Source organism: Streptomyces hygroscopicus (genome assembly GCF_026168105.1).
GTDB classification, from domain to species: domain Bacteria; phylum Actinomycetota; class Actinomycetes; order Streptomycetales; family Streptomycetaceae; genus Streptomyces; species Streptomyces hygroscopicus_D.
This window is the reverse complement of the sequence record NZ_LBMW01000132.1, coordinates 1-2347: the sequence shown is the minus strand read 5'-3', so window position 1 is coordinate 2347 and position 2347 is coordinate 1. Positions and strand designations below refer to the sequence as shown.

General features: G+C 72.8%; 2 protein-coding genes and 2 pseudogenes. All 4 read left to right on the top strand.

The features are described 5' to 3' along the window. Positions 1–1288, top strand: a pseudogene (locus tag AAW14_RS39195) (hypothetical protein); the annotation flags it as partial. Between the two features lie 9 nt (positions 1289–1297). Then, positions 1298–1711: a roadblock/LC7 domain-containing protein gene (locus AAW14_RS39190; protein WP_037654657.1), complete on the top strand. Its 414-nt coding sequence runs from the start codon at positions 1298–1300 to the stop codon at positions 1709–1711. A gap of 111 nt (positions 1712–1822) precedes the next feature. Beyond that, positions 1823–2221 carry a DUF742 domain-containing protein gene (locus tag AAW14_RS39185; RefSeq protein WP_055493544.1) on the top strand — a complete coding sequence of 133 codons (399 nt, stop codon included), beginning with the start codon at positions 1823–1825 and terminating at the stop codon, positions 2219–2221. Then, positions 2202–2347 (top strand): annotated as a pseudogene (locus AAW14_RS39180) (ATP/GTP-binding protein); the annotation flags it as partial. The gene AAW14_RS39185 and the pseudogene AAW14_RS39180, both read left to right, overlap by 20 nt.

Below are 2347 nucleotides of genomic sequence, written 5' to 3'. Positions count from 1 at the left end.
GGGTTCCGGTGCCGGTGCCTTCGGGCAGGGCGGTTCCCAGGGACCGCAGTCGGCCCAGGCCTTCCAGGACCCGGGCTCCCGCCAGGGCGGTTTCGGCGACGGCGGCTCCGGCACGCGCTCGGCCGGCTTCGGCGACGGCGCCCCGGCGGCCGAACCGCCGCAGCAGCCGCAGAAGCCCAAGGAGCGCGGTGGACGCCGTCGGCCGCAGCTGCCCGGGCGCGGTGGTCCGCGCGCCGAGCTGCCCGGTGGCGACCAGCAGCAGCGCACACCGAGCTGGAGCGACGAGAACGCGCAGCCGCCGGTGCCGCGCGCCTCGCTGGACACCCCGCGCGGCCACGAGGAGCCGGACGCCCTGTCCGCGACCTCGCCCATGCCCCGTATCGACGACCGTCAGGGACCCGGCCGGGCCGCGGGGACTCCGCGCGCCGACGACCGCCAGGGCCCCGCTTCCGCCTCCGAGTACCCGCGACCGGACTTCGACGCCACGCGGCCCGGTGCGGGCAGCGTGGGCAACAGCGGGCAGTTCGTCCGCTCGGACATCTTCGGCACCCCGAACCAGAGCGGTGCGACGGGCCAGTACCCGGCGGGCCGTGGTCAGGACACGGGCCAGTACCCGGCTCCCGGCCGCGCCCAGGACCCGGCCTCCACCGGCCAGTTCGCCCCGCAGGGCTACGACGGCTCGGGCACGGGCCAGTTCGCGGCGCCGGGCTACGGAAACCAGCAGAACTCCTCCTCCACCGGCCAGTTCGAGCGGCCGGCGGCGGGGGGCGAAGGCTACAGTGTCTCCCGCCCGGCCGCCCCGCAGCGTCCGCAGCAGCAGCGTCGTCAGGAGCCCGAGGCTCTGCCGCCGGCGGGCCCCGGCGACGGGCGTACGCCGCTGTACGACACGCTCGAGACGAACTGGTTCCACGGTGACCGGCACCAGAGCAACGGCTCCGCGGCACAGGCCCCGCAGCAGCAACAGCAGCCCGCGGCACCCCAGCGTCCGGCCCCCACGGCCTGGCGTACCTCTCCGAACGACGAACTCGTCCGTCAGGCCGAGCGTGTGCGGCAGCCCGCCGCGGGCGGCGTCACCACCTCCGGCCTGCCGCGCCGGGTCCCGCGCGCGAACCTCGTGCCGGGCACGGCCCAGCAGCAACAGCACCAAAACGGTCCGCAGGTCTCGCGTGCGCCCGACGAAGTACGCGGCCGGCTGACCAATCTCCGACGGGGCATCGCCCAGGGTCGCCAGGCCGGTACCGGCCAGACCGGCAGCTTCCCCAGCCCCACTCACCAGCAGGAGCGTTAGTTGAGCCCGATGAGCCAGGCGGCACAGAATCTCAACTGGTTGATCACCAACTTCGTGGACAACACCCCCGGGGTGTCCCACACCGTCGTCGTGTCCGCCGACGGACTCCTTCTGGCGATGTCCGAAGGCTTCCCGCGCGACCGCGCCGACCAGCTCGCGGCCGTGGCGTCCGGCCTCACCTCGCTGACTGCCGGGGCATCCCGGATCTTCGAGGGCGGTACCGTGGCGCAGACGGTCGTCGAGATGGAACGCGGCTTTCTGTTCCTGATGTCCATCTCGGACGGCTCGTCACTCGCCGTACTCGCCCACCCCGAGTGCGACATCGGTCTGGTCGGCTACGAGATGGCCCTGCTGGTCGACCGGGCGGGCGCGGTACTCACGCCCGACCTGCGCGCCGAACTGCAGGGCAGTCTGCTCCACTGACCGGCCCCGGCACCACCCACCTCACCAAATCACCGTCCGGCCGCCACAATCCCCCCACCGGCCCCGTCAGACGGCACGACTGACCGACTTGCTGTCCCGCCCGGAGGATTCATGACCCCGCCCACCGCCCATCATGATCCGTACGCCGAGCCGTACGGGGACGAGGGCGACCAGCCGCTGGTACGTCCGTACGCGATGACCGGCGGCCGGACCCGGCCGCGCTATCAGCTCGCCATAGAGGCGCTGATCAGCACGACGGCCGACCCGGCCCAGCTGATGGGACTGCTCCCGGAGCACCAGCGGATCTGCCACCTGTGCCGCGAGGTGAAGTCGGTGGCAGAGGTGTCGGCACTCCTGGCCATGCCGCTCGGTGTGGCACGCATTCTTGTCGCGGACCTCGCGGAAGCCGGACTCGTCGCGATCCACCAGCCGGGTGGCGACGAGAACAACGGCGGCGCGCCGGACGTGACACTGCTCGAAAGGGTGCTCAGTGGACTTCGCAAGCTCTGATGGAGGGCGGGCCACCACCTCCGCCAAGATCGTGGTGGCGGGCGGCTTCGGCGTGGGCAAGACCACGTTCGTCGGCGCCGTCTCGGAGATCAACCCGCTGCGCACGGAGGCCGTCATGACGTCTGC